Here is a 25,045-nt window from a genome sequence, read left to right on the forward strand (position 1 = left end):
GGATCTCCAAAGTTTAGTGGGGTTTCCCAAAGTTATTTAGGGTCAGACAGTGGGGTCTGACCCTTTTATCATGCCTTTTTATTGGGGTTTAACTTTGGGGTCTGACTGTGGGGTCTGAGATTGGGGGCTGCTATTGATCAGAACCAAGTCTCTCCATCACCTCGGCTTGCTTTTTCAACCTCACGTATCCATTTCCTTGAAGCCATAGGATCATGACCTCTGTAAAGTAGATTTTTATACAGCTCATAAGCCGATTCTCCGTCATAACGATCCCCCAGAGCGGAAAGGATATCTTCTTTTAGAAATTCGCCATGCTCGGGACTGAGATATTTACTTAACTCATAGCGAAGACCTATGCACTGAAGTTCGAGGTATTGCTGATTCTTTACCAGTTTATCAATCAGTAAGCATAAGCTATTTATTGTTCCACAATTTTCGAAACAATCGTAGTCATCGGGCTCGATAACACTATACTTTTCATTTTTATCCATGTCTGATTATCCTCCAAAGCTGTTTTAATCAATGTATTCATCATCATCTTCATAGTTGTGTATCTGTATGGATGAATCTGTTCCATTAAGTACAGGACGGTTCCTCGTTGCATAGAGAAATCTGTTCCTGAAATGCTCGAAGTTTTTGTATCCTCTGCCCGCGCGTTTTAAGTCCTTTACCTTTCTGTTAAGGGATTCTATAGGTCCATTGGATAATCTTGAATCATAAAGACCGCAAGGGCCATTTTTCTGAGCCATGACAAAGGAATTAAGTATAGGATCCCGAAAGTTTTTAAGAGTATGAGAGAAATCCCGAAAGATCTTTTCTTCGCAGGATCCGTACAGCTTAATGAGCTTATCAAGCTCGGTTCCGGCATTAAGGACATCTCCTGCATAATGGGTGTTAAACTGAATGTAGAGTTCTTTTAAATCACGAAGCGATCGCAGATGTGGATCGATCTTAAAAAGAGCATCTTCATAGTCATAAGTATTCATAAGGCGATGAAAGTGCTTATCGTACCTGGTATCGGAATGGTAGGTTATGTTTGCCTGGTTGGATAAAACGAGAAAACGGTATTTGGAAAGCAGATATACTTCATCGGATAAAGGCGGATAAATTCTGTCAGGGATAACGGTATCCGACTGAAGAGAGCTTAAGAAGCGCTCCCTATCCCGATCTCGATACTTCTTCAGGAGTTGTCTAAAGTATTTATCAATGCCATTGTTCATCCATTGGATTACATGAAAAGAATCCACAACGGAGACAGCATTAGGAAAATACTTATCAACAAATCTAATGTAGGGGTTGTACATGTCTGATATCAGGTACTTTACTCTCTTACGTTCTTCGATAGGGATGTTGGAAAAGTAAGGCTCGGTAATAGATGATTTGCGGCTTTTTAAGATATCTATGGGATCCCCGGTATGGAAGTCCTGAATTACAAGAGCGTATTTACAATCACTTTCTATTTCTGTGTGAACTTCATCTATAGAAATGATGTCAGTCAATTCAAGTCGATCCAGCTTTACGTAACGATCAAATATTTCGTTAACGTGAGTATCTGAAGTGTTGAAACGCTTTGCGATGGATGCAGATGTTTCGTTCAGATCACGAAAAGCGTGAACAATGAGCATGTCAGTAGCGTTGCTTTGACGGCGGTTTTTATCAACAAATTTAAAATTTTCATTTGTTTCAAACCGACAGTCATTATTGATGCATCTCCAGCGGCGCTGCTTTAATAGTAAGATAAGGGAATAACCGTCCTGGAGAATAGGGTGAAGTACCTTACGAGTCCTGATACCTCGCGAGTGCATACGGAAACCGCACAAAGGACAGAAAGACTGCTTTGCAGAAGTTTCCAAGGTGATTAATTTAGTGGCTCCTTCGACAGTGATATCAGTAATGGTGACATCATTATCTTCAAGATCCAGTAAGTCTGTTATACTGTTCATGTAACCTCCTGTTTATTGAATTTTTGAGCAAATCCAATGATAGATCCGGGAGGTAGTGGGCGCAAGACGCCAAAAAGAAGAGGAGGTCTCTAAAAACAGAGATCTTCTCTTCTTATAAATTTAATTAAAAAACGTATTTCAGACCCCAATCTCAGACCCCAAAGTTAGACCCTAAACATTGACCCCAATGTTAGCCCCCATTGAAGTCAGACCCCAAACAACTTTGGAGACCCAAGATTTGCTGCTTCCCACTTATTTTTTTTGAATTAAAGAAATCAACGCACTAATATTAAGCCGAATTCTATCCCAAACTCCGGTGATTTTGCAGACTATATAGTATTTACAGAAGGATGTTTCGCAATACATGAATTAAGACTTGTGCTGCATGTAAACATTGAGAGAAATCTCTCTGTTTACATGCTCTTTTTATGACACGACACAACGCCGACGGATTAGTCATATATCCTATGATAAACTGCGATACAAACACAAACAAGGAGGAACCAGCTATGGTGTATCGTATAACAGTTGACGGGAAGAAAAAATACGCTGAGGCTTCTATCAGAGAGTACAGCATTGAAGCAGATAATCTGGCACGGGAATATATTATAAGACATTTCATTGAGGATGAAAAAGCAACAGAGATATTTTTTGATAACTCTAAAAAAGAAAACCAGGAACTTCATGAAAAAGCAAAGGAGTTCTACAACGAACTTCGTAGTTTTAGAATACTATTGAATAACCTTCCAAAGGATAAGCCGTGGGGTGTAAATGAAATGTTTATACTGATTCCACAGCTTCTGAAGATTTATGCCCTTTCAATGAGTTTGCCGGATCCGGAATGTATGGAAAAATCTGAATCTGAAAAAGCAAACTTTTTTCAGTGCAAAGATGTCCGACTTGAGGATTCTATTTTATGGTACGGGATGATAACACCTTATGGTGATGATGATGATGTAGGAAATGAAACTTTTGGAGAAGATTTTACTGCATTTATGTCGGTTCTTGAAGAAGGTATAGGAGCGTATGAAGCCGGTCTTATCTGTAAGGCCGTATTCATTTGGAGATATTATCTTTTGACTGATTATGGTAGCCGTATCAGAAATGCTATGAATGCAATGTGTGAGACATGGAAAGAAACCTCAAAAACAAAGAAAAGAATTTACTGGGACGAGAGTAAAGACTGCTGTAAAAAGATGGAATACCATTAAATGTATAACGACCTCATTGTAGATTTGAGTCGGACCAGATCCTGTGATTTAAATAATGATGGCTAGAAAACAATCATGAATACGCATAAACTATTTCTGAATGGTGCTTCATGTTAGCTGATGATAGAGATCCTTTGGAGTGATTCTATGGCAAAAAACGTGCAATAGAAAAAGCGAAAACCGTCTCGATTGTTATTATAGATTACAACAATCTCTTTTTTATATCCATGTAGCTTAACTGACACTGATTTTTCTGATAAAATCGGAATTGACCAACAGTTATCGGAGGGTTTTCCATGAAAAAAATCGGGATAGGTTATGAGTTTTACAAAAGAATGATTGATGACAACTGTTATTACGTTGATAAGACTCTTCTTATAAGAGATGTTTATGAGAAAGGGGGAACTGTTACCCTTTTTACACGTCCCAGAAGATTTGGAAAAACACTTGCGCTTTCAACCCTTCAGACTTTCCTTGAAGATGAGAGGAATAGACAGGGAAACAGGATTGATAACAGCAGATATTTTGAGAATAAGAAAATAATGCTGGAAGGTTCCGATGATATCAAGTCCAGAATGGGACAGTACCCGGTCATAAATCTGTCACTGAAATCCGGAAAACAAAGTGACTTTTACAATTCCTTTATGATATTGCGGAAGACTATTATAGATGAATATAGCAGACATTCATACATAATTAATTCAGATAAACTTGATGACAGAGATAAAAATGAGTTTTCAAGCCTTTTGAATGGTGAGGAAGATTGGCGCATATTAGAGAAGACATTCAAAAATGAGGCCGACAGAAAGAGGGCATTTCAGATTGAAGTGGGTAAATATGCGGTAGCACTTAAAACTCTTTCTGAACTTCTGGCAAAATACCACGGACATAAGACCGTTATTCTCATTGATGAGTATGATGTACCGCTGGAAAATTCGTATCAGCTTGGCTTTTACGATGAGATGGTCAGTTTTATAAGATCTTTGTTTGAGTCTGCACTCAAGACCAATACATCACTGGAACTGGCAGTTATAACCGGATGTCTCAGGATAAGCAAGGAAAGTATATTTACCGGTCTTAATAACCTTGAGGTTAATTCAATAAATGGTGAAGATTTTGGAGAGTATTTCGGTTTCACACAGAAAGAGACAGAAGAAATGCTTATAGAATATGGTCTTCCGGATCATATTGAGACAGTAAAGGACTGGTATGATGGATATTTATTTGGTCAGACTGAGGTTTATAATCCCTGGAGTGTCATCAAATATGTAAAGGTTCATGTAGCCAATCCCAATAGTTTTCCAGAACCATACTGGTCCAATACATCTTCCAATTCAATCATAAAGGAAATGATCGAAGGCGCGGATGATTCCGTAAAGAATGAACTTGATACACTTATTTCCGGGGGAGCAATAGAAAAGCAGATACATGAAGACATTACTTATGGTGATATTCATGAGAGTGATGATAGCCTATGGAACTTCCTGTATTTCACAGGTTATCTGAAAAAGGTATCTGAAAGATTTGCGGATTCAACGACTTTTCTTACGATGAAAATTCCCAACAGGGAGATTGCCTATATCTATAAAAACCAGCTTCGTCAGTGGTTTGATAAAAAAATAAAAGGACTTGACTATTCGCCGCTGTATGATGCTATAAGCTCCGGAAAACCAGAAGGTATTGAGGATTTTGTAAACAGTCTTCTTGCTAAAAGTATCAGTTATTTTGATAATGACGAAAGCTTCTACCATGGCTTTTTCTTATCACTTCTCTATGGAATGCCTGATTATTCAGTCAGGTCTAACCGGGAAGAAGGAAATGGAAGAACAGATATCGTACTCTATCCTGACAATCCAAAGGATCCGGCTTATATCTTTGAACTTAAACAGAGAAAAAAGTTCTCAGAAATGGAAGAAGGATTAAAGGAAGCGCTTGATCAGATAGTCCTGCAGAAATATGAAGACGGAATAATAGATGACGGGTATGTTGGTTCCGTGTCCTATGGAATTTGCTTTTGCAAGAAGAGATGCATTGTTGGATTACTTGATTCCTACCAGTAAACAATTTTCCTATCTGTTTTTAATTTTCGCCATCAACCTTCGGGCATTTCGCCCGAAGGATTTTTATTTTGTTTTTATATAATTTATACATATTTTCCTAAATTCTTGTATTAATCCCTCTTTTTTAGTAAAATACTTACATATCACATACTTCGTATGCATACAGCGGATCCGGTTATCGTGAAAATCCGGATCCCAGCGCATGATCACTTGCCTATGGCGAATATAAAAGCGACATGCGTTTGAGAAGACAGGAGGTAAGACTTATGAAGGTATTTGACACCGGCAACATACGTAATGTTGTTCTCTTGGGACATGGCGGCGCAGGAAAGACAACTGTAGCCGAGGCGCTTGCTTACGTAACCGGCACAACAAGCCGTATGGGCAGCATCCCTGAGGGCAACACAGTTTCAGATTTTGACAAAGAAGAAATCAAAAGAAAGTTTTCTATCTCCACATCAACCATCCCGGTTGAGTACAAGGGTGAGAGCGGAGATTTAAAGATCAATATACTCGACACTCCGGGTTACTTCGATTTCGTGGGCGAAGTAGAGGAGGCTATCTCAGTTGCCGACGCAGCCATCATCGTTGTAAACTGTAAGGCAGGCGTAGAGCCGGGAACAGTTAAGGCATGGGATATCTGTGAGAAGTTCCATATTCCACGTATGTTCTTCGTAACCAACATGGACGATGATCATGCATCATTCCGTCAGCTGGTTCTCGATCTCGAAAAGCGTTTCGGCAGATCTGTCGCACCTTTCCAGATTCCAATCCGTGAAAATGAAAAATTCGTAGGTTTCGTAAACGTAGTTAAGATGGAAGGACGTAAGTTCACAAATCTCAACCAGTATGAAGCTGCAGAGATTCCCGACTATGTAGAGAAGAACCTTAATATCGCAAGAAATGCCCTTCTTGAGGCAGTTGCCGAGACTTCCGACGAGTTCATGGAAAAGTATTTCGGCGGAGAAGAGTTCACTGTTGAAGAAATCCAGACAGCCTTGAGAAAGAGCGTAAGAACCTGTGACATGGTTCCTGTACTTATGGGTTCAGGAATAAACATCCAGGGCTTCAATGTTCTTCTTCAGGTCATCGACAAGTACTTCCCTGCACCAAATGAATTCGAGACAGTAGGTGTGGACGCATCAAACGGTGAGCGTTTCACAGCAAAGTACAATTCCGATGCCACCCTTACCGCAAAGGTTTGGAAGACCATAGCAGATCCTTTCATGGGCAAATATTCCCTCCTTAAGGTCTGCACAGGAACTCTCAAGCCAAACACCGAGGTTTACAATGTAAATAAAGAAACAGTTGAAAAGATAGGCAAGATCTATGTTCTCCGCGGAAAGGAAAATATAGAGGTTCCGGAGCTCAAGGCCGGAGATATCGGTGCCGTTGCAAAGCTCACCGTTACAGCAACAGGTGACACCATGGCTGACAGAAATGCGCCTATCATCTACCATGGTCCTCAGATTTCCAAGCCTTACACATACAAGGCATACCGTGCTGAGAACAAGGCCGATGAAGACAAGCTTTCAACAGCTCTTGCACGTATGATGGATGAGGATAAGACTCTTAAGGCAGTTGCAGATCCGGGAAACCGTCAGTCACTGCTTTACGGCATCGGAGATCAGCAGCTTGAAGTTGTTGCTTCCATGATCAAGGAGCGTTTCAATGTAAACATCATCCTTGAAAAGCCAAGATTCGCTTATAAGGAGACCATTAAGAAGGTTGCCAAGGTTCAGGGCAGATATAAGAAGCAGTCCGGCGGCCACGGTCAGTTCGGTGACGTTATCATGCAGTTCGAGCCATCAGGTGATCTCGATACACCTTACATCTTTGAAGAAAAGGTATTCGGCGGTGCAGTTCCTAAGAATTATTTCCCTGCTGTTGAAAAGGGCGTTCAGGAAGGAACGGAGAAGGGACCTCTTGCAGGTTATCCTGTAGTCGGCATCAAGGCAACACTCCTTGACGGATCCTACCATCCTGTAGATTCTTCCGATATGGCATTCAAGACAGCTTCCAACATGGCATTTAAGGATGCCTTCATGAAGTGCCAGCCTGTTATCCTTGAACCTATCGCAGCAGTTAAGATCACTGTTCCTGATGCAAACACAGGTGATATAATGGGCGATATGACAAAGCGTCGCGGACGTGTTCTCGGTATGGAGTCCATCGGAAACGGCAAGCAGGTCATCCAGGCTGAGACTCCTATGTCAAGTCTCTACGGCTACTCAACAGATCTTCGTTCCATGACAGGCGGTGCCGGCGATTACGAATACGAGTTCGTAAGATACGAACAGGCTCCGGGAGATGTTCAGAAGCAGATAGTTGAAGAGAATGCCCAGGAAGCTGAGAAATAAGATTTCTCTTTAAACATTACACAGTATTCATATCCCCCTGAAGGTGGCTTCCGCCACTGCAGGGGGATTTTATTGAAAAATAATGTTATGCCCCGTAGTTTTAGGCAGCATTTAATTGCTGCCGATACATCTCCTGTCATACCCATAAAAACTTGACTCGAAACTTTTGCCATATTAGAATATCGAAGTATGTATAAGGCAGGACTATGTCCTCACGCCAAAAGTCTGTTAATTACAGCTTTAAAAAGAGATATAATTCTGCACTGCATATAAACCTGATTTAAAGATGACATACATATAACAGATATTCAGATCTGTTTTTTACATGTCACTCGGATAGGAGCACAATGGTTAGAATAGCTATAGATTGCATGGGCGGAGACAATGCGCCATCCGCAATAGTTAAGGGTGCATTGGAGTCACTCAAAACTACAGCCGATACAAAGCTTTTTTTATTTGGTCCTGAGGAAAAGATTAAGCCTGAACTTTCTTATATAAAAGAGTTGGGAATAACCGATTCCGAACTCAAAGAACGTGTAGAGATAGTAGACGCACAGGAAGTCATCTCACTTCATGAGGCTCCTGTTCTGGCTATCCGCCGTAAGAAGGATTCCAGCATCGTAAAGGCTCTCCACTTTATCAAGGATGGCAATGCTGACGCATTTATCTCTGCAGGCTCTAGCGGCGCAGTACTGGCAGGCGGACAGCTCATAGTCGGACGTGCCAAGGGCGTTCCACGTCCTCCTTTCGGAGCTCTGGTTCCAACACGTTCAGGTGTCACACTGCTTCTTGACAGCGGTGCCAATGTAGACTCAAAGCCGGACTGGCTGGTTCAATACGCCAAGATGGGCACCATTTACATGCGGGAAGTTGTCGGCATCAAAAATCCTAAAGTCGGTCTCGTAAATGTCGGAGCAGAGGAAGAAAAGGGCAATCAGCTTGTAAAGGAGACCATGCCTCTTCTCAAAGCCGTGAAGGATATAAATTTCATGGGCTCCTGTGAGGCAAGAGATATCGCTCTTGGAGGATGTGATGTTGCTGTCTGCGACGCCTTCGTAGGAAACTGCGTACTCAAGATGTATGAAGGCGTCGGCAAGATGTTCATGGGCGAGCTTAAGACTGCCATAAAGTCGGGGCCTTTGGCCCTTCTCGGAGGTGCTCTATTAAAGGGCGCTCTTAAAAAGACTCTCGGGCGATTTGATGCAAAGCAGTATGGCGGAGCACCGGTTCTCGGTCTCAAGGGTCTCGTGGTAAAGGTTCACGGCAACACAGACGGACGTGAAATCAAGCATGCTGTTCAGCAGTGCTATGATTTCGTAAAGGCTGATGCTGTAAACAAGATCGCAGAGAGCATCGAAGCCGATCAGGCAAAAGACGCAGCCGATTAATCATCAGTCGCAAATTAAATATAGAGAATATTAAAAAGAGAATATTAAAAGAGGAAAAAATATGGAATTTGAAAAGTTAAAGCAGATTATCACAAATGAGGTTTCTCATGTGGATGCAGACAAGATCACTCCGGAGGCAAAGTTCGTTGACGATCTTGAGATGGATTCCCTTGACGTTGTTCAGGTAGTTATGGCTATCGAGAGCGAGTTCGGAATCGAAGTACCTGATGATGCCGCAGAGCACCTCATCACAGTTCAGGATGCTGTGGACGCCATCAAGAAGGCAGTTGCAGCAAATTGAATCCAAAACAGCTGATTGTTCCTGCTTCGAAGCGGAATACCACATCTTCCAACAAACATTTCTGTATGTTATGAAACTTCGTGGTCCCGGAGAATTGAATGCAGGTATACTTATGCATATTTTTTAAAACAGTTGGGTCAGGAAGTCTGAAATAATCGAATGCACACGATACCCGTCAGGTGAGTCAATGATACAATCCAATCATAAATCAATGGCCGTTGATCAAAGCTCACAGCATACATTAATTCAGACCTTTTGACCCTTGTACTATCTTTTACAGGAGGACAAATGGAAGAAAATTTAGACAAGCTGCAGGATGCTTTAGGATATCACTTCAACAATGTGGGACTTTTGAAACACGCCCTCACTCATCCATCCTTCAGCAACGAAAACGGTGAACCAAAGGAAGCCTCTAACCAGAGACTGGAGTTTTTGGGAGACGCGGTTCTTGAGCTCATCTCAAGCGTATTCCTTTTCAATCGCACACCTGTACTTCAGGAGGGTGTCATGACCAAGGTTCGCGCCGCGCTGGTATGTGAGCCGACACTGGCAGAAGCAGCCCGCAAGGTAAATCTTGGTGATTACATCATTTTAGGTAAGGGTGAAGCAAGAGAAGGCATAAACAATCGTGATTCTGTAATTTCAGATGCATTTGAGTCGGTAATAGGCGCTATGTATCTGGACGGCGGCTTAGAGCCGGCAGAAAAGTTCGTAAAGACCTTTGTTTTATCGGATATCGAGAACACAGGTCTTTACAGAGACGCAAAAACCGTTCTTCAGGAATATGTTTCACAGAATAAGATGGAGCTTGAGTACAGAGTCATCGAGGAAACCGGTCCCTGTCATGACAGATTCTACCGTGTGCAGGCCATACTCAATGACAAAGCCTATGGTATCGGTGAAGGCTCCAGCAAGAAAAAGAGTGAGCAGGGCGCTGCTTACCAGACATTAAAGCAGATTAAGGCGGAAACCGGATATGTATTTAAAATCTATTGAAATTCAGGGCTTTAAGTCCTTTGCCAATAAGACTGTCCTCGATTTCAGTAAGGGAGTCACAGGTATAGTAGGTCCTAACGGCTCCGGAAAATCCAATATCTCCGATGCGGTTCGCTGGGTTCTCGGTGAGCAGAAGGTCAAGCAGCTTCGTGGATCATCCATGCAGGATGTTATCTTTGCGGGAACACAGTTAAGACGTCCCCAGAGTTCTGCCTTCGTTGCCATAACTCTCGACAACTCGGACAGACTCCTGAACATCGATTACGATATAGTTACCGTTTCCAGACGCCTGTACCGTTCCGGAGAATCTGAGTATATGCTGAACGGCACAGAATGCCGACTCAAAGACATTAACGAACTATTCTACGATACCGGTATCGGAAAAGACGGATACAGTATCATCGGTCAGGGTCAGGTTGAAAAGATCCTTTCCGGTAAACCCGAGGAACGCCGTGACCTTTTTGACGAAGCGGTTGGTATCGTAAAATTCAAGCGCCGCAAGGCCCTTGCGGAGAAGAAGCTTTCGGATGAGCAGGCAAACCTTACCCGTGTTACAGATATCCTTAATGAGCTTGAGCGTCAGGTGGGGCCTCTCAAGAAGCAGTCCGATGAGGCAAGACAGTATCTCTCCATACGTGATGAGCTTGTGAATGCCGACTCAAATCTCTTCATCCGGGACATGGATGATACCTTAAAGGGTCTCGATTCTGTCAATGAAAACGCCAGCACCGTAAATGACGAGCTGGATGCCGTAAAAAGAGAATCGGAAGAGCTGAACGGCAAGTATACCGAGATCGAAGAAAAGATCAGAGCGCTGGATGCCGAGCTCAACAAATCCAAGGATGATATTAATAAATCCGACCTTCTGAAGACTAATCTTCAGGGTCAGATCGGCGTTTTAAACGAGCAGATCAACACAGAGAAAAACAACGCTCTGCATTATACCCAGCGTATCAATGCTTTGCAGAAGGACATGTTTGACCGTATCTCACAGATTGAGGACAACCTGAGTCTTTTGAAGTGGATCAAGGAGCAGATAAGCTTCATAAAGAACAACAAGGCCGGCACTGATGAGATGATGGAGAACATCGAGCTGGATCTTGAGATGATCAACTCAACCATGGATGAAACAGAGCTTACTGTTTCTTCCTGCATGGGACCTGATTTCCAGCTTGAAGACCGTCCGGTAAAGGAATCGGAAAAGGCTTCAAACATCAAGAGTGATGATTTCCTCGGAAACATTGAGACACAGAGAAAAGAACTGGAGAGGATCAATTCCCGGCTTGAAGAAGTAAAGCAGCTTATCGCTTCCGATTCAGAGCTTGTAACGAAGCTTTCCGATGTTAATCAGCAGCTTCGTGATCAGATCACCCACAAAACCCGTGAGCACGATAACCAGAAGAACCGTCTTGAGACCCTGCGTAACCTTGCAGAACGTTATGAAGGCTATGGCAATGCCATAAAGATGGTCATGGACAGACGAGATCAGGAACATGGAATCCTTGGTGTCGTAGCCGACCTCATCGAAGTGCCCAAGGATTATGAAACTGCCATTGAGACAGCACTCGGCGGTTCCATACAGAACGTGGTAACCGAGGATGAAAATACTGCCAAGAACATGGTCCAGTACCTAAAGCAGCATCGTTACGGCCGTGCCACCTTCCTTCCCCTAACAAACATTCGGGGAAAGCGTGATGAAAACTGTGAACGTGCGGTTTCAGAAAAGGGCGCCATCGGTCTCGGCTGTGACCTCATAAAGTTTGATCCGAAATACAAGACTCTTTCAGAGTTCCTTCTCGGACGTGTGCTTGTGGTAAACAACATTGAGACCGCTTTACAGATACAGAGAAAATACCGTCAGAGCCTGCGTATAGTAACTCTTGAGGGTGACCTTTTAAATCCGGGCGGATCCATCTCCGGCGGTTCCTTCAGGAACAATTCAAACCTCATGGGCCGCAAGCGTGAGCTGGAGGAGATCGAAGCACATATCCTTTCTTCTCAGAAGGCCATCGAAGAGCTGAAGAAAAAGCTCTCGGATTCAGAAAGCAGAAGAGCCATCGCCAAGGCTTCCGTAGAGTCACATCGTCAGGAGATTGAGAAACTGACTCTTGAGCAGAACACTCAGACTATGGCCATTGCGTCACAGATCAATGTGGAGTATTCATCTCTTTCGACCCGTACGGATTTCGTTACCGAGAACCTTCACAGACTGAATTCCGAACTTGAAACCATTACCACGGAAAAGGGCGAGATGGAGGATTCCCAGCAGAATTCCGACAGCGTTCTTCAGGGTAAAGCCGACAAAATCAGAGAATTGGAAGCTCTCATTCAGAATGCTGAGGAAGCTTCTCAAAAGCTTAACGAGAAGATGGCAAGAGACGAGGAGAGCAAGACAAAACTTCTTGAGGAACGCAAGTCTTTCTTCCAGAAAAAGGATGAAATATCAGTACGACTTCTTGATATGGAAAAGGAGTCCATGCGTGTACAGAACAAGAGAGAAAAGCTGGATGAGAAGATCGACAAGCTCACTACCTATATGTACGACGAGTACGGTCTCACCTATGATGAGGCAAAAAAACGTTATTCTGATGAATATAAGAATACAAATGAAGTACGTACCCTTGTAAATCAGCTGAAGGGTCAGTTGAAAGCTCTGGGTCCTGTCAATCTGGATGCTATCGAGCAGTACAAGGAAGTATCGGAACGATACGAGTTCCTCAACAACCAGTATCTGGACCTCACCGAATCAGAGAAATCTCTTAATGAGATCATTGAAGAGCTGGATCAGGGAATGCGCAAGCAGTTCAACGAGAACTTCAAGCTTATACAGGAACAGTTCAACAAGACCTTCAAGATCCTTTTCGGAGGTGGTCAGGGTAGACTCGAGCTGGATACAGAAGACCCGGATGTACTTACAACATCCATTTCCATTATCGCAGAACCGCCCGGAAAGAAGCTCCAGAACATGATGCAGCTTTCCGGTGGCGAAAAGGCTCTTACAGCCATAGCCCTGCTTTTTGCCATCCAGAATCTGAAGCCTTCACCATTCTGTCTTCTGGATGAGATCGAGGCGGCCCTTGATGACTCGAACGTTACCCGTTTTGCAGAGTATCTTCACACGCTCACCCAGACCCAGTTCATAGTCATCACTCACCGTAGAGGTACCATGGAGAATGCAGACAGACTGTTCGGTATCACCATGCAGGAGAAGGGTGTATCAACTCTCGTTTCTGTAGATCTCGTACAGGATCAGCTGGATGCCTGATATGGCAGGCCCCTTTTGAAATTCATATCACAATATAAGGAGATATAAGTTCATGGCTAATTTCTTTTCGAAACTTATAAATAACATTTTCCAGTCTAACGAAGTGGCAGATGATGCCTTTTATGAGGATCTGGAAGATGCCATGATCATGTCAGATGTAGGTGTCACCACCACACTTAAAGTCATCGATGCAGTAAAAACAGAGGCTGACCGTCAGGGCGTCAACACTACACGGGAAATCAAGAAAATCATGAAGGATTACCTTTACGAGCTTATGAGGGTTGACGATTCCTACTATGATTTTGAAAAGCAGAAAAGCATCATTTCCGTCATCGGTGTAAACGGTGTTGGAAAGACCACTTCCATCGGAAAGATGGCAAAGAACTTCGAAGATAAGGGTAAGCGGGTTATACTTGCCGCTGCTGACACCTTCAGAGCCGGAGCCATCGAGCAGCTTAAAGAATGGGGAAAGCGCATAGACGTGGATGTCATCGCACAGAAGGAGGGGTCCGACCCTGCAGCTGTTGTATTTGATGCTCTTCAGTCTTTTAAGTCAAAGAACGCCGATCTTCTCATAATTGATACTGCAGGAAGACTTCATAATAAGAAGAATCTCATGAACGAGCTCGGTAAAATAAACCGTATAATCGACAAGGAATTTGCCGAAGGATACAGAGAGACTCTGGTTGTCCTTGATGCAACCACAGGTCAGAATGCCATGTCTCAGGCACAGATTTTTAAGGAGGCCTGCGAGGTCACCGGAATCATCCTTACCAAGATGGACGGTACTGCAAAGGGAGGTATAGCCCTTGCCGTGCAGTCAGAGCTTGGTCTCCCCGTTAAGTACATCGGTGTGGGAGAGAAAGCTTCTGATTTAAGACGCTTTGATGCTAAGGAATACGTTGATTCCATATTTGCTGATTGATCGTACTATCACAATGCTGCATCATTATTACTGTAAAATAGCAACACGACCTGTCAACAAAAATTGTTGACAGGCTCTTTTTTTATGATATACTAGCAAAGGTTTAAGGGAGAACTCTATGGATGATTTTGTAGTACGGGGCAATCTTTATGAGCTTTACGGCGGATTGCTGAATGAAAACCAAAGAAAAGTTTATGAGTACCACGTAGTAGACGACATGAGTTTCACTGAAATCGGTGAAGAAATGGGCACCTCCAGACAGGCTGCTCAGGAGCTTTTCCGCAGAGCTGATAAAAAGCTCAAGGATACTGAAGACACTCTTGGACTTCAATCGAAGCTTATCAATATACGCGAGAGAGCTGTAAAGATTCTCGAGCACACAAAAGACAATGTAATCCAGAAACTGGCAGGAGAAATCATAGATGGCGTTTGAAAATCTGACAGACAGATTAACCAATATATTTTCCAATCTCGGACACAAAGGAAAGCTTACAGAGGATGATGTAACTCAGGCCCTCCGTGAAGTACGTATGGCACTTCTTGAAGCCGACGTAAACTTCAAGCTTGTTAAAGACTTCATTGCCAGAGTCAAGGAAAAGGCAATCGGAGAAGAGATTCTCTCAAGTCTTACTCCGGCTCAGACCGTTGTAAAGATAGTAAATGAAGAGCTCACCTCTATGATGGGTTCGGAGACTACCGAGATCGTACTTAAGCCGGCAGGCGAAATAAGTGTCATCATGATGGTTGGTCTTCAGGGTGCCGGTAAAACAACCACCGCAGCAAAACTTGCAGGCAAGTTCAAATCAAAGGGACGTACTCCGGTGCTTGTTGCCTGTGACATTTACAGACCCGCAGCCATCGACCAGTTAAGAGTCAATGCTGAGAAAGTCGGAGTTCCTTTCTTCTCACTGGGAGACAGGATAAATCCTGTGGAGATAGCACGAAAAGCTATTGCAGAGGCAAAAGAGAAACATTACAATGTTGTGATTCTGGATACCGCAGGACGTTTGCAGATAGATGAAAAGCTCATGGATGAGCTCGAGAACATCAAGAAAGCAGTGGATGTTCAGTGGACAGTTCTTACTGTAGACGCCATGACAGGTCAGGAAGCTGTCAACGTTGCAGAAACATTTGCAGACAAGGTCGGTATCGACGGAGTTATCCTCACCAAGTGTGACGGTGATACCAGAGGCGGTGCCGCACTTTCCATAAAAGCCATGACAGGAAAGCCTATCCTTTACTTAGGTATGGGCGAAAAGCTGGATGATCTTGAGCAGTTCTATCCGGACCGTATGGCAGGTCGTATCCTCGGAATGGGTGATGTCCTTTCACTTATTGAGAAGGTGGAAAAGAACATGGACCAGGAAAAGAGCCGCGAGTCCATGGGCAAGCTCACAAGAGGAAAGTTCGATTACAATGACTTCATGGATCAGATGGATCAGATGTCAAAGCTTGGCGGCTTAGGCGGAATCCTCAAGATGCTCCCGGGTCTTTCGGGGCTCGGTGACATCGACATGGATGATACTGAGAAGCAGCTCAAAAAGGTTCGCTCCATAATACAGTCCATGACCGCAAAGGAGCGCGCCAACCCGGATCTTATCAATCCATCCAGAAAGCGCCGTATAGCCAACGGTGCCGGAGTGGATATAGCCGAGGTAAATCGTCTTGTCAAGCAGTTCGAACAGATGCGCAAGATGATGAAGCAGTTCGGCGGTGCTATGCGAAGCAAGCATGGCCGCGGTGCTTTCGGAGGCTTAGGCGGCTTCGGAGGACTGGGAAACCTCGGCGGCTTGGGCCGCGGCGGAAAATTCCCGTTTTGATGCAGTTGTGTCGGCACAGACATTATCCGACAGATACAAGTACTTTTTCAGTACTAAAAAAGAAACCGGATTAATCAGTAATCAAGCTGTTAATCATATATAATTATTAATTTTAGAAAATAGGAGAAAACACCATGTTAAAGATCAGATTAAGAAGAATGGGTCAGATTCACGCACCATACTACAGAGTAATCGTAGCTGATTCAAGAGCACCAAGAAACGGAAAGTTCATCGAGGAGATCGGTACATACAACCCATGTGTTGAGCCATCAGAGATCAAGATCGATGCTGAGAAGGCAAAGCAGTGGATTTCAAACGGTGCACAGCCAACTGAGTCTGTAGCAAAGCTTCTTAAGAGAGCCGGAATCAACTAATCCGCCGAGAGGAGACCTCATGAAGGAATTACTCGAAACTATTGCCAGGGCCCTTGTTCAGAATCCCGATGACGTAACTGTCACCGAGGAGAACAGGGATGGCGAGATCGTCCTGACCCTTTCTGTGAATGAGCAGGATATGGGTAAGGTCATCGGACGTTCAGGTCGTATCGCAAAGGCAATCCGTTCTGTTATGTCTGCTGCCGCAAGTAAGGCGTCGGTTAAGGTATCCGTAGATATTAAGTAAGAGTAATTACTCAGTATAGTTTTTGCTATGCTGAGTATTTATTTATAATTAAAGGAAAAATATGCAGGAAAAACTTAGAGTCGGTACAGTAGTTACCACCCATGGTCTTAAAGGCGAAGTAAAGGTTTATCCTACAACTGATGATCCGGACAGATTTTACGATTTGAAGACAGTCTTTTTGGATCGTTCCGGTTCCATGGAAAACATGCTTCAGCTTGAGGTTCAGAATGTAAGATTTTTCAAGAATCTTGCCATAGTAAAATTCAAGGATTATGACAACATCGACGATGTGATCCCATTCCGCAAGGGCGAGCTGTATGTTGACAGAAAAGACGCCATTCCTCTCGCTGAGGGCGAGTATTTCGTCGGTGATATCATCGGCTGCAGAGTCCTCGATGAAGAAGACAAAGAACTCGGAACCGTAAAAGAGTTCCTTGAGACCGGCGCCAACGATGTCATGCTCGTTAAGACTTCGGGTAAGGATCTTATGATTCCTTACTGTGATCCTTTTATTCTTGAGAAAGCACCGGAAGAGGGTTATATCAGGGTTCACCTCATCCCGGGTCTTTTAGATTTATGAAAAACTATTACGTAATGACGCTTTTCCCGGAGCTTATCGAAAATGTAACAAAAGAAAGCATTTCCGGAAGGGCCATAAAATCAGGTCTCATGAATGTTGAAGCCTTCAACATCCGTGATTACACAAAGGATGCGCACAACCACGTGGACGATTATCCATACGGTGGCGGTGCAGGTATGCTCATGCAGGTACAGCCTATAGTAGACTGCTACAGACACATAGTTGATAAAATCGGACACAGACCCGCCAGGGTCCTCTTTATGTCACCCCAGGGCCGGAGATTCGACCAGAAGATGGCTGAAGAACTTGCGGAGGAGGAAGATATCCTTTTCCTCTGCGGTCACTATGAGGGTGTCGATGAGCGTGCTCTGGAAATCCTTCAGGTTGAAAATGTCTCCATCGGAGATTATGTTCTCACAGGTGGCGAGCTTCCTGCTCTCAGCATGATAGATTCAATTTCAAGACTTGTACATGGTGTCCTCAATAAAGATGAATCCCATGAGATAGAGAGTTTTTCAGACGGACTATTGGAGTATCCTCAGTATACCCGTCCCGAGAACTACGAAGACCGCACAGTTCCGAAGATCCTTTTGTCAGGAGACCACAAAAAAGTGGATGAATGGCGCCATCAGATGAGTTTAGAGCGTACAAAAGAACGCCGTCCGGATCTCTACGAAAAGTATGTGGCTGAGCACCCGGAGGAATTCATGCCCAAAAAGCCAAAGAGGCGCAGAAAGAAGCCTTCATCCGAAGTCATCACTGAGATTTCAGAAACGGCTTCCGAACAAGACTGTACAGAGCCTATGTAAGCGTCAGCTGACAACAAGGAAACGCTTCACACTTTTATAGTATGTTTATATTTCAAGCCCTAAATCCGCTTGCAATATATATAGATATATGTTAAATTACATGAGTTGTGACTAAAAGAGATATTCCTCTGACGGTTCCATCTGCTTGGAATAGAGGATTCCGGATAGATAAGGCCGGACGATAAATCCGTGAATGAATGTCAAATAGTATTAGGAGGTAGCACAATGGCAAACAGCGATATCATTAAGAGCATTGAGCAGGGCCAGCTTAAGGCTGAGGTTCCTCAGTTCAACACTGGTGACACAGTTAAGGTTTACAACAAGATCAAAGAGGGTAACCGTGAGAGATTACAGATCTTCGAGGGTACAGTTCTTAAGATCCAGGGTGGTTCAAACAGAATCACATTCACAGTTAGAAAGACTTCTAACGGTGTAGGTGTTGAGAAGACATGGCCACTTCACAGCCCAATGGTTGAGAAGGTAGAAGTTGTTAGAGCTGGTAAGGTTAGAAGAGCTAAGCTTACATATCTCAGACAGCGTACAGGTAAGGCTGCCAAGGTTAAGGCACTTTAATCTGTTGTTGATTAAGATCTTTGGGGGTGTTCCGTTTACGGGATGCCCCTTTCTTATTATCCTGAGTCCTATAAATATTACATTATAAACCGACATTAAATTTCCGATTAACCCGACAGGAGAACCATTATGCGTGAAAAGAGCTTTATACAGATTGCCGTACATACACTCACCAACATCTTTGTTCTGATAGCATTGGCATGGTTCATAGTCCACAGTTTTCTCACCACAGTAGAGATTTCCGGTCACAGCATGGAGCCCGGTTTATCTTCGGGGGAGCTGGTTATGGTGGACACCCTGAAATACAAATTTTTCACTCCCGACCGTTTGGATGTGGTGATATTCCAGAAAAACGACTCCACGGAAAACATCAAAAGAGTTGTGGGACTTCCCGGCGAAACAGTTGTCATCCAGAACGGACGTATATATATAAACGGTACGCTTCTTGAAAGCGACTCTATTTCCAATATTTCCCTCGCAGGCATTGCAGAAAAACCAGTCCAGCTCATGGATGACGAATACTTTCTTATAGGTGATAATGCCGACTCCTCAGAGGACAGCCGTTTCATCAACGTTGGAAATGTTCATAAGTCACAGATAATCGGCAAGGTATGGTTCAAACTGCTGCCGATCAATAAAGTGAGTTTAGTTAATTAAAGGAGAATCCTATGAATATACAATGGTATCCCGGCCATATGGCGAAGGCCAAAAGAAACATCCGCGAGGATCTTAAACTTGTAGACCTCGTTATCGAAGTAGTTGATGCCCGCTGTCCGGAATCCTCCAGAAATCCGGATGTTGACAGTTTTGCAAAGGATAAATCACGCATACTGCTTCTGAACAAGGCAGATCTTGCAGATAAACGAATCACTCAGAAATTCGCTGATTACTACGCAAAAAAAGGTTTCTATACCATGGAAATCGACGCAAGAAACAAGGGTTCCTTAAAGAAACTTCCGAATCTTATCGAAGAGGCCTGTCAGCCTGTGATAGAAAAGAATCTCAAGAAGGGCATCAAAACCCCCAGCATCAGAGCCATGGTACTGGGAATTCCCAATGTAGGAAAATCAACATTTATCAATTCCTATGTAGGAAGATCCATGGCTAAAACCGGAAACAAGCCCGGTGTCACCAGAGGCAACCAGTGGATCAATGTAGGAAAGAGACTGCAGCTTCTTGATACCCCGGGTATCACCTGGCCAAAGTTTGAGCGAGAGATCGTTGGGCTTAACCTGGCTCTCATCGGATCCATCAACGACCAGATCATAAACATTGACGAGCTGGTATTTTATCTTCTTAAGTATCTGGTAAGATACTATCCTTCCGCACTTATAGAAAGATACGGAGACACTCTTTCAGGTATAGATGAAGCAATAAGGGTATTTGATGAAATCGGAAAGAAGCGTGGCTGCATCAAGAAGGGCGGAGATATAGACTACTCAAAGACCGCAAAGATCATTCTCGATGATTTCAGAAACGGCCGACTCGGAAAGATCACACTGGAACACACACCGGGTTCTACAGACGATGTGGTTGCCTCTGTGGCTGATGCTCTCAAATGATATAGGCAGTATTTAAATATTGCCGGAATGTTTCAATTATTTCTCCGGCATGAAGTCTGCCTCCCGTTTTGCAGCAAAAAGGAAAATCCGCGAGACTCCTTCGCTCCTGAATCAAAGGCAGTTTTATCAGAAAAATCATTATCTTTCAGAAAGGACATCCGGCTTATCCGGAATGATATATGCGTGAATTAAAAGGCGAAAGACTGGAAAAAGAACTTGAACGGCTCAGGCTTATGCACGAATACGAAAATGCCCATCCGGAAGCCGCATTCATCGCAGGTATAGACGAGGCGGGCAGAGGTCCCCTTGCAGGTCCTGTGGTTGCTGCCTGCTGCATACTTCCCAGGGATGTGGAAATCCTTTATCTAAACGACTCAAAGAAACTGAGCGAGAAGAGACGTGAAGCTCTTTTTCCCGAGGTACAGGAAAAAGCACTGGCATACGGCGTCGGAATCATAGATGAAGAAACAATTGATGAAATAAATATTCTTCAGGCAGATTACGAGGCCATGCGCGTAGCCATAAACCTTGCTTCAAAAATGCTGGAAGAAAAAGGGCTGGGCAAAGCTCCCGAACTCCTCTTAAATGATGCAGTTACAATCCCCGGAGTGGATATCCCTCAGATTTCTATCATAAAGGGAGATGCAAAATCGGTTTCCATAGCCGCTGCCAGCGTTCTTGCCAAGGTGACAAGGGATCATCTCATGGAAAAATACGATGAGATGTACCCGGGTTACGGATTTGCAAAGCACAAGGGCTACGGCACAGCCGCTCATATTCAGGCCTTAAAGGAGCTTGGCCCCTGTCCGATACACAGACGGTCCTTTATAAAGAAGTTCGTTTGACGGCGGTAAAACATGAATAACTCTTCATCCAAAGAATCAAAGACCATACCTTCCGTTTTTACCACCGGGTCCGTAAAATCCTCCGTCTCTGAAAAGCAGTCCGCACTTCGAGGCCGGCAAAGGCAGGAGAATCATGAAAAGGGACAGGCTTCGGAAGACAAAGCTGCTGCCTATCTGAAAAAAAACGGATACAGAATACTTGAGCGCAACTGGCGCTTCCATAAGAACGAGATTGACATCATTGCAAGAGATGGTGACTATCTCGTTTTTGTTGAGGTCAAGGCCAGAAAAAATGCTCTTCACGGATTCGGCTGCGAAGCGGTAGATTCAAAAAAACAGGGAATCATTAAAAAAGTAGCCGAAGCATACCTCATATATAATCATCTGAGCTTAACCGGTACACCATGCCGTTTTGACGTCATTTCCATAGACGGAGGCTCTATATGTCTGTTTAAAAATGCATTTTGATATGGTATAATCTTTTGTCAGTGTCATAAGTTCATCAGTCCGCAAACAATTTATAACCCGGGTTATGATCATCATGACGCACCTACCTTTATTACAAGTTATATCGGAGGCACACATGTTAGCTAAAGACAGTGAAAAGAAAATCATTCTTACCGGTGACAGACCAACCGGAAAACTCCATCTCGGTCACTATATAGGATCTCTCAAGAGAAGAGTCGAGCTCCAGAACTCCGGCAAGTTCGATGAAATCAATATTCTTGTTGCCGATGATCAGGCATTAACCGACAACTGGGCAAACCCCAAGAAGGTCCGTGACAATATAATCGAAGTTACACTGGATTACTTATCCGTCGGTATCGACCCGGATAAGGCATTCATTTCCATTCAGTCTGCGATTCCCGCACTTCACGCACTTACTTTCTACTATATGAATCTCGTTACAACCCAGAGACTTTCCAGAAACCCCACTGTAAAGTCCGAGATGCAGATGCGTGGATTCAGCGGCAACGACAGTGACGACAACGAAGCAGGTCTTCCTGCCGGCTTCTTCACATACCCTGTTTCCCAGGCAGCTGATATCACAGCATTTAAGGCAACAACCGTACCTGCAGGAGAGGATCAGATGCCTATGGTAGAGCAGTGCCGCGAGATCGCGCACCGTTTTAACACTCTTTATAAGTGCGACGTACTTGTTGAGCCTGATATCCTCATCCCTGATGTGGCTGCACAGCGCAGACTTCCTGGTATAGACGGAAAAGCAAAGATGTCAAAGTCTCTTGGAAACTGTATTTATCTTTCTGATGACTCCAAGTCCGTAAAACAGAAGATCATGAGCATGTATACAGATCCTACCCACATCAACATCGCAGATCCCGGACATATCGAAGGCAATATGGTATTCACATATCTCGACGCCTTCCTTCGTGACGACAGCCAGTTTGCAGATTACTTCCCTGACTACAGGAATCTTCAGGAGATGAAGGAGCACTATCAGAGAGGTGGCCTCGGGGATATGAAGTGCAAGAAGTTCCTCCTTAAGGTGGTTGAGGAAATGCTTGATCCTATCCGCACAGAGCGTGCAAAATGGGAGCAGAATATCGGTGATGTTTACGACATCTTAAAGGCCGGCACAGACCATGCCGTAAAGGTAACAAACCAGACTCTTTCAGAGTGCCGTGAAGCCATGCGCATCAATTATTTCGATGATAAAGCTGTCATGGTATCAGACTGGGAGAACTGGCTTAAAGAAAGTAAGGTCTAATGGGAACCTGGAAGTCAAGAGGGCTTCGCGGCTCACAGCTTGAGGATCTGATAAACCGCACCAACGATGCTTATCTTGATAAGCATCTTGCTGTGGTTCAAAAAATCCCGACTCCCATTACGCCCATCAACATGAACGAATCCCACACCCAGATAACTCTGGCCTACTTTGAACAGAAGTCCACTGTAGACTACATAGGCCTGGTGCAGGGCGTACCCATCTGTTTTGATGCCAAGGAATGTGCAAAGGACTTATGGCCTCTGCAAAACCTTCATCCTCATCAGGTAAAGTTCATGGAGGAGTTCGAGGAACAGGGCGGAATCAGTTTTATCATACTTTCATTCACCGGAAGAAATGAGACCTACTATATCCCCTTCAGAGACATCCGTTACTTTTGGGAACGGATGGAAAACGGAGGAAAGAAATCCTTCAACTATGACGAACTGGATCATAACTATGCCATTCGTTCATTGAAGGATATGTTTGTTCATTATCTGGAACCTTTGCAGAGGGACCTGGATGAACGGGACAGGGCCGGTTCGGGAGCGGAAGACAGAACTGAGATGTAGGCATTAAATCATGCCACAGTATTCTGCCGCCTGCTGAATTCTTTATTTCAGGGCAGAAGGCTTCATTAAAACTGTTTTCGAAATCATTTTTCCTTTTTCGGAAACAAAAGGAGTAATTATAGACTATGAATATTGTAGTTGTAGGTTGTGGCAAGGTCGGTCTGACTCTTGCCGCGCAGCTCAATAATGAAAATCACAACATTACCATCATCGACAGTGACGAAAAAGCACTTCGTCACGCTGTTGATTCCATCGATGTAATGGGCATCAACGGAAACGGCGCCATGCTCCGGTCACAGCAGGAAGCCGGTGTAAAGAATGCAGATGTACTTATTGCCGCAACGGATTCCGATGAGATAAATATGCTTTGCTGCCTTATCGCAAAAAAAGAAGGCAACTGCAGCACCATCGCGAGAATCAGAAATCCGGAGTACACGGATGAGATCTCATATCTCAGAGACGAGCTTAACCTCGCCATGGTCATCAATCCGGAAATGGCTGCCGCAAGAGAAGTAGAAAGACTTCTCCGTTTCCCATCAGCCATCAAGGTGGACAACTTTTCCAGAGGGAACATCGATCTTATAAGAGTAAAGGTTCCGGAAAACAGTGAGCTTTGCGGCATTAAGCTTCAGGATCTTCACAGAACTCTTAACATAAACGTTCTTATCTGTTCCATTGAGCGTGGTGAAGAAGTGATCATCCCATCCGGTATGAATGAGCTCCGGGCCGGAGACGTAATAAGCTTTATTGCCAATGCCCAGAACTCCAACATCTTTGTGAAAAAGCTGGGAATCGTTTTCTCACCTATAAAAAATGTCATGATCGTAGGCGGCGGACGAATCACCTACTATATTGCAAAGCTTATGAACCTCACAAAGTTCCGCTGCAATCTGAAGATCATAGAAACCAATAAAGAACGATGTGATTTCCTTGCTGAGGAATTCCCTGATGCCACCATCATTAACGGAGACGGAACCGATCAGGATCTGCTCCTCCGGGAAGGCCTGGAAACTACAGACGCTTTCTGCTCATTAACAGGCTTTGACGAAGAGAATATCATGCTTTCTCTCTATGCCAGAAAGCTCTCCAACGCCAGACTCGTAACAAAGGTAAACAGAATTTCTTTTGAAAATGTTATCACCGAGTTGAATCTCGGCTCCATCATTTATCCAAAGCAGATCGTCGCAGATCATATAGTACAGTATGTTCGTGCTCTTCAGAACTCACAGGGTTCCAACGTAGAAACCCTCTACAAGATCGCGGATGGAAGAGCAGAGGCTCTGGAATTCAAGGTAGGCAATGATCCTTCCCTCATTAAGCATACATTTGCAGAGCTTAAGGTAAAGGACAATGTCTTGATCGCTGCCATAGTACGCGGAAAGAAGCTCATAACTCCGGGAGGTTCGGATTTCATGCTTCCTGGTGACAATGTCATAGTCATAACCACGAACGCAGGCTTCAACGATCTGAAGGATATACTTGCATAAG

General features: G+C 43.9%; 24 protein-coding genes. 22 read left to right on the top strand and 2 right to left on the bottom strand.

All coding sequences use genetic code 11. The annotated features are described in order from the left end of the window. Window positions 1–137: 137 nt before the first annotated feature. Complete coding sequence (locus T515_RS06480; protein ID WP_036608680.1) at window positions 138–491, bottom strand: hypothetical protein; 354 nt, start codon at window positions 489–491, stop codon at window positions 138–140. Between the two features lie 24 nt (window positions 492–515). Beyond that, complete coding sequence (locus T515_RS06485) at window positions 516–1,943, bottom strand: ISL3 family transposase (RefSeq protein ID WP_036608681.1); 1,428 nt, start codon at window positions 1,941–1,943, stop codon at window positions 516–518. Window positions 1,944–2,452: 509 nt separating this feature from the next. Between T515_RS06485 and T515_RS06490 the strand changes: the two genes are divergently transcribed. From T515_RS06490 to trkA, 22 genes are all read left to right on the top strand, one after another. Continuing rightward, the gene (locus T515_RS06490) at window positions 2,453–3,154 is read left to right on the top strand and encodes a hypothetical protein (RefSeq protein WP_036609023.1); all 702 of its coding nucleotides are present in this window, start codon (window positions 2,453–2,455) and stop codon (window positions 3,152–3,154) included. Between the two features lie 296 nt (window positions 3,155–3,450). Continuing rightward, a complete protein-coding gene (locus T515_RS06495) occupies window positions 3,451–5,214 on the top strand; it encodes an AAA family ATPase (RefSeq protein WP_036609025.1) in 1,764 nt (587 codons plus the stop codon). A gap of 266 nt (window positions 5,215–5,480) precedes the next feature. After that, on the top strand, window positions 5,481–7,574 hold the full coding sequence (locus T515_RS06500) for an elongation factor G (RefSeq protein WP_036609027.1): 2,094 nt from the start codon (window positions 5,481–5,483) through the stop codon (window positions 7,572–7,574). 347 nt (window positions 7,575–7,921) lie between these two features. Then, window positions 7,922–8,962: a phosphate acyltransferase PlsX gene (gene plsX, locus T515_RS06505; protein WP_036609030.1), complete on the top strand. Its 1,041-nt coding sequence runs from the start codon at window positions 7,922–7,924 to the stop codon at window positions 8,960–8,962. A gap of 61 nt (window positions 8,963–9,023) precedes the next feature. Beyond that, the gene (gene acpP / locus T515_RS06510; protein WP_036609032.1) at window positions 9,024–9,263 is read left to right on the top strand and encodes an acyl carrier protein; all 240 of its coding nucleotides are present in this window, start codon (window positions 9,024–9,026) and stop codon (window positions 9,261–9,263) included. Window positions 9,264–9,551: 288 nt separating this feature from the next. Next, window positions 9,552–10,259, top strand: a complete 708-nt coding sequence (gene rnc, locus T515_RS06515; RefSeq protein WP_036609034.1) for a ribonuclease III — start codon at window positions 9,552–9,554, stop codon at window positions 10,257–10,259. After that, on the top strand, window positions 10,240–13,524 hold the full coding sequence (gene smc, locus T515_RS06520; RefSeq protein ID WP_036609036.1) for a chromosome segregation protein SMC: 3,285 nt from the start codon (window positions 10,240–10,242) through the stop codon (window positions 13,522–13,524). The genes rnc and smc overlap by 20 nt, the downstream gene beginning before the upstream one ends. A 52-nt stretch (window positions 13,525–13,576) precedes the next feature. Continuing rightward, window positions 13,577–14,449 carry a signal recognition particle-docking protein FtsY gene (gene ftsY / locus T515_RS06525; RefSeq protein ID WP_036609038.1) on the top strand — a complete coding sequence of 291 codons (873 nt, stop codon included), beginning with the start codon at window positions 13,577–13,579 and terminating at the stop codon, window positions 14,447–14,449. A gap of 118 nt (window positions 14,450–14,567) precedes the next feature. Continuing rightward, window positions 14,568–14,882, top strand: coding sequence for a sigma factor-like helix-turn-helix DNA-binding protein (locus T515_RS06530; protein ID WP_036609040.1), 315 nt, complete (start codon window positions 14,568–14,570; stop codon window positions 14,880–14,882). Continuing rightward, the gene (gene ffh, locus T515_RS06535; protein ID WP_036609042.1) at window positions 14,872–16,269 is read left to right on the top strand and encodes a signal recognition particle protein; all 1,398 of its coding nucleotides are present in this window, start codon (window positions 14,872–14,874) and stop codon (window positions 16,267–16,269) included. Before T515_RS06530 ends, ffh begins: the two co-directional genes overlap by 11 nt. A 134-nt stretch (window positions 16,270–16,403) precedes the next feature. Beyond that, complete coding sequence (gene rpsP, locus T515_RS06540; RefSeq protein ID WP_036609044.1) at window positions 16,404–16,643, top strand: 30S ribosomal protein S16; 240 nt, start codon at window positions 16,404–16,406, stop codon at window positions 16,641–16,643. 19 nt (window positions 16,644–16,662) lie between these two features. Continuing rightward, window positions 16,663–16,890, top strand: a complete 228-nt coding sequence (locus T515_RS06545; protein WP_036609046.1) for a KH domain-containing protein — start codon at window positions 16,663–16,665, stop codon at window positions 16,888–16,890. 61 nt (window positions 16,891–16,951) lie between these two features. Then, window positions 16,952–17,470 carry a ribosome maturation factor RimM gene (gene rimM, locus T515_RS06550; RefSeq protein WP_036609048.1) on the top strand — a complete coding sequence of 173 codons (519 nt, stop codon included), beginning with the start codon at window positions 16,952–16,954 and terminating at the stop codon, window positions 17,468–17,470. Beyond that, window positions 17,467–18,279, top strand: coding sequence for a tRNA (guanosine(37)-N1)-methyltransferase TrmD (gene trmD, locus T515_RS06555; protein WP_051671517.1), 813 nt, complete (start codon window positions 17,467–17,469; stop codon window positions 18,277–18,279). Before rimM ends, trmD begins: the two co-directional genes overlap by 4 nt. Before the next feature lie 225 nt (window positions 18,280–18,504). Further along, the gene (gene rplS, locus T515_RS06560; protein ID WP_036609050.1) at window positions 18,505–18,852 is read left to right on the top strand and encodes a 50S ribosomal protein L19; all 348 of its coding nucleotides are present in this window, start codon (window positions 18,505–18,507) and stop codon (window positions 18,850–18,852) included. 129 nt (window positions 18,853–18,981) lie between these two features. Then, window positions 18,982–19,509, top strand: coding sequence for a signal peptidase I (lepB, locus tag T515_RS06565; protein ID WP_036609053.1), 528 nt, complete (start codon window positions 18,982–18,984; stop codon window positions 19,507–19,509). 11 nt (window positions 19,510–19,520) lie between these two features. Further along, entirely contained in the window at window positions 19,521–20,414 is an 894-nt protein-coding gene (gene ylqF / locus T515_RS06570) for a ribosome biogenesis GTPase YlqF (protein WP_051671518.1), read from the top strand. A 179-nt stretch (window positions 20,415–20,593) separates the two neighbouring features. After that, on the top strand, window positions 20,594–21,259 hold the full coding sequence (locus T515_RS06575) for a ribonuclease HII (RefSeq protein ID WP_036609055.1): 666 nt from the start codon (window positions 20,594–20,596) through the stop codon (window positions 21,257–21,259). Window positions 21,260–21,271: 12 nt separating this feature from the next. Continuing rightward, window positions 21,272–21,727 (top strand): YraN family protein, encoded by a 456-nt coding sequence (locus T515_RS18205; protein WP_081832702.1) that lies wholly within the window; start codon window positions 21,272–21,274, stop codon window positions 21,725–21,727. 115 nt (window positions 21,728–21,842) lie between these two features. Further along, entirely contained in the window at window positions 21,843–22,988 is a 1,146-nt protein-coding gene (gene trpS / locus T515_RS06585; protein WP_036609057.1) for a tryptophan--tRNA ligase, read from the top strand. Continuing rightward, window positions 22,988–23,557, top strand: coding sequence for a Holliday junction resolvase RecU (locus T515_RS06590; RefSeq protein WP_036609060.1), 570 nt, complete (start codon window positions 22,988–22,990; stop codon window positions 23,555–23,557). The genes trpS and T515_RS06590 overlap by 1 nt, the downstream gene beginning before the upstream one ends. Window positions 23,558–23,682: 125 nt before the next feature. Then, complete coding sequence (trkA, locus tag T515_RS06595) at window positions 23,683–25,044, top strand: Trk system potassium transporter TrkA (RefSeq protein WP_036609062.1); 1,362 nt, start codon at window positions 23,683–23,685, stop codon at window positions 25,042–25,044. Window position 25,045 lies beyond the last annotated feature (1 nt).

Origin of the sequence: Oribacterium sp. P6A1, assembly GCF_000702885.1 — a bacterium.
Taxonomy (GTDB): Bacteria; Bacillota; Clostridia; order Lachnospirales; family Lachnospiraceae; genus Oribacterium.